The 3,708-nt window shown below is 68.1% G+C and carries 5 protein-coding genes; all 5 read left to right on the top strand.

From position 1 onward, the window contains the following. On the top strand, positions 1-699 hold a 699-nt coding region (locus AC1DU6_RS23305; protein ID WP_477859948.1), incomplete at its 5' end, for a glycosyltransferase family 4 protein. Next, positions 696-1,376, top strand: coding sequence for a class I SAM-dependent methyltransferase (locus AC1DU6_RS23300; RefSeq protein WP_477859946.1), 681 nt, complete (start codon positions 696-698; stop codon positions 1,374-1,376). The genes AC1DU6_RS23305 and AC1DU6_RS23300, both read left to right, overlap by 4 nt. 17 nt (positions 1,377-1,393) lie before the next feature. Continuing rightward, the gene (locus AC1DU6_RS23295; protein WP_477859944.1) at positions 1,394-2,554 is read left to right on the top strand and encodes a DegT/DnrJ/EryC1/StrS family aminotransferase; all 1,161 of its coding nucleotides are present in this window, start codon (positions 1,394-1,396) and stop codon (positions 2,552-2,554) included. Further along, a complete protein-coding gene (locus AC1DU6_RS23290) occupies positions 2,551-3,138 on the top strand; it encodes a sugar transferase (protein ID WP_056204400.1) in 588 nt (195 codons plus the stop codon). The genes AC1DU6_RS23295 and AC1DU6_RS23290 overlap by 4 nt, the downstream gene beginning before the upstream one ends. 13 nt (positions 3,139-3,151) lie before the next feature. Then, a partial coding sequence (locus AC1DU6_RS23285; protein WP_477859942.1) for a nucleoside-diphosphate sugar epimerase/dehydratase occupies positions 3,152-3,708 on the top strand: 557 nt, incomplete at its 3' end.

Below are 3,708 nucleotides of genomic sequence, written 5' to 3'. Positions count from 1 at the left end.
ATGCTGCCCTGCGTGCACGAGCACATGGCTTCAAAGGGCCTGGATCTGAACAAGCTGCGCATCGTGCCCAATGGCTTTGCGCCAGAGGAATGGCAGGGTGAATCGGCGCCACTCGGTGTGACGCTGTCGGCGCATCTCGACGCGGAGCGCGCGGCCGGTCGCGTCATCGTCGGCTATGCCGGCTCCATGGGCCTGCCCAATGCGCTCGACGTGCTTCTGGATGCAGCCGCCAAGCTGCGCGATCGGCCGATCAGCTTCGTGCTGGTGGGCAGCGGGCACGAGGCGACACGCCTGGCCGGGCGCGCCGACGCCGAGGGGCTGAAGCAAGTGCGCTTTTTCGCTCCCATTCCCAAAGCCCAGATCCCGACGCTGCTGAGCCACTTCGACATCGCCTACATCGGCTGGCAGCGCACGCCCATCTACCGCTTCGGCATCGCGCCCAACAAACTCATCGACTACCTGATGGCCGGTCGTGCCGTGCTGCATTCGGTCGAGGCGGGCAACGACCCGGTCGCCGAGGCCGGCGCCGGATTGACGGTCGCGCCTGAAGACGCCGACGCCGTGGCCCAGGGCCTGCTGAAGCTGGCGGCGCTGACGCCCGAGCAGCGCGCCGAGATGGGTGAGCGAGGTCGTGCCTTCGCGATGGCGCATCACGCCTATCCGGTTCTCGCCGCCCGCTTCATCGAGGCCCTGTCGTGAGCGAGCTCGACCAGATCGCGCAGCGCTACGCCCGCCGCAAGGCCCGCGCAGAGGGTGGCGACCGCTACTGCCTGTTGCGGCCCGAGGTCTGGCGGACGTGGCAGGAGCGCCAGCGTGTGCTGCTGACCTTGCTTGCCCGACATCCCGGGCGCCCGGCCGACTGGCAAGCGACCGAAGTGGGCTGCGGTGCCGGTGGCAATCTGCTGGACCTGCTGCGCCTGGGGCTGCTGCCCGCGCACCTGACCGGCATCGAACTGCTGCCCGAGCGCCTGGCCGCCGCGCGCACTGCCCTACCCGAAAGCGTGCGCCTGCTCCCAGGCGATGCTTCAGAAGCCGACGTCGCACCGGCCAGCCAGGACCTGGTGCTGCAATCCACGGTCTTCTCGTCCATCCTCGACGACGCCTTGCAGCAGCGCGTGGCCGACGCGATGTGGCGCTGGCTCAAACCGGGTGGCGCCGTCGTCTGGTACGACTTCACCGTCAACAATCCGCGCAACCCCGACGTCCGCGGCGTGCCGCTGGCGCGCGTGCGACAGCTCTTCCCGCAAGGCGCTTTCACGGCCCGGCGCGTGACGCTGGCGCCACCGCTGGCCCGGGCGCTGCCCGCGGCCTATGGCCTGCTCAACCTCATCCCCTGGCTGCGTACCCACCGGCTGGTGCTGATCGCCAAAACCTGATCGTCGAAAATCCCTTCATGAGTGCCCAGCCCTTCCTTCCCTTTGCCTTGCCCGACCTGGGCGACGACGAGATCGCCGAAGTCGTCGACACGCTGAAATCCGGCTGGATCACGACCGGCCCCAAGGCCAAGCGCTTCGAGCAGGCCTTTGCCGACTTCCTCGGTGACCCGCAGATCGAGTGCATCGCGGTGAACTCGGCCACCGCAGGCCTGCACCTGGCGCTGGAAGCCATTGGCCTGGGCCCCGGCGACGAGGTCATCACGACGACCCACACCTTCACGGCCACCGCCGAGGTCGTGCGCTACCTCGGTGCCGACGTGAAGCTGGTCGACATCGACCCGGCGACCTTGAACATCGACATCGCGGCCATCGAGGCAGCGATCACCCCGAAAACCAAAGCCATCCTGCCGGTGCACTACGCCGGCCTGGCCGTGGACATGCTGTCCATCCTCGAMATCGCCCGCCGCCACGGCCTGCGCGTCATCGAGGATGCGGCCCATGCACTGCCGACCACGCTGGAGAAGGAGCTGATCGGCACGCTGGGCAGCGACGCCACCGTGTTCAGCTTCTATGCCAACAAGACGATGACGACCGGCGAGGGCGGCATGCTGGTCACGCGCAACGCCGAACTGGCCAAGCGCGCCCGCGTCATGCGCCTGCACGGCATGAGCCGCGACGCCTTCGACCGCTTCACGGCCAAGGTGCCGAGCTGGTACTACGAGATCGTCGCGCCCGGCTTCAAGTACAACCTGACCGACATCGCCGCGGCCCTGGGCCTGCACCAGTTGAAGCGCCTGCCGGCCTTCCAGCTGCGCCGCGAGCAGATCGCGATGCGCTATCACGAGGCCTTTACCGACCTTCCGCTGATCCTGCCGCCCGATGCGCCGGAGGGCGACACGCACTCCTGGCATCTCTACGTCGTTCGCCTGGCCGACGAAGCCAGCATCACACGCGATGCCTTCATCGAGGGCATGTACGCTGCCGGCATCGGTTGCAGCGTGCATTACGTGCCCCTGCACCTGCATCCTTACTGGCGCGACCGCTACGGTCTGACGCCCGAGCAATTCCCGCAGTCGCAGAAGGCCTTCGAGCGCACGGTCAGCCTGCCGCTGTACACGGCGATGAGCGACGCGGACGTCGAGCGCGTCATCGCCGCCGTGAGGGGCCTGCTGGCTTGATCAAGCGCCTGTTCGACGTGGTCAGTGCGGCGCTGGGGCTGCTGGTTCTCGCGCCGCTGCTGCTGCTGGCCGCGGTCTGGATCAAGCTCGACTCTCCCGGCCCGGCCCTGTTTCGCCAGACGCGTGTGGGCCGGCATGGCGTGCCCTTCACCATCCACAAGTTCCGCACGATGCGCGTCGAGCCGGGTGCGGCCATCACGGTCGGCGCCGACCCCCGCATCACGCGCTCGGGCCGTGTGTTGCGCCAGGCCAAGCTCGACGAGCTGCCCCAGCTCTGGGATGTGCTGCGCGGCGCGATGAGCCTCGTTGGCCCGCGGCCGGAGTTGCCTCGCTATGTCGAGCTCTACTCGGCCGAATTGCGTGAACGCGTGCTGGCGGTGCGGCCGGGCATCACCGATCCCGCGTCGCTGGCTTTCAGCCACGAGGCCGAAATGTTGGCTGCAGCGCAGGACCCAGAGCGCGAATACCGCGAGGTCGTGATGCCCGCAAAACTCAAACTGTCAGCCGAGTACGCGGCCAGCGCCAGCCTGATGACCGACCTGCGGCTGATCCTGGCGACGTTGGCCCGCGTGCTGCGCGGCTGACAATCGCTTCCCAATGAACTGGCAATTTCTCGACACCCTGCTCACGCGCCTGCGGCCGCGCCGTGAAGCCTTGGCCCTGCTGCTCGACGTCGTTGTCGTTGCCATCGCCTGGCAGGCCACCTATCTGTTCCGCCTCGGTTTCGAGCGCTGGTTCTCGGCACGCCCCGACTACGACGGTTGGGTGCTGCTGGGGCTGCTGGCCATCTATGCGGCTGTGCTGTACCTGTTGCGCGTGCCCAAGGGCATGTGGCGCTTCTCCGGCTTCGGCGAGGTCCAGCGTCTGGCCTTGGCCTGCACGCTGGCGGGCCTGATCGGCGCCGCGGCCGTGCTGATGGCCCATYTGCATGCTGTCCCTCGGGCCGTACTGGCCCTGCATCCGCTGTTCACGCTGATGCTGCTGGCCATGATGCGCATGGGCTACCGCATGCTCTACGAGCACATGCGCAGCCGCATCAGTGGCAGCGCCCAGGAGCTGCGCCGGGCCCTGGTGATGGGTGCGGGCGACGCGGGCCGCCTGCTGGTGGCGGGCATCCAGCACAGCCAGGGTTGGGTGGTGGTGGGGTTTCTGGA

The organism is Roseateles sp. P5_B10 (assembly GCF_056400485.1).
The sequence above is the reverse complement of the archived record's forward strand: the minus strand, read 5'-3'. Positions and strand labels throughout refer to the sequence as shown.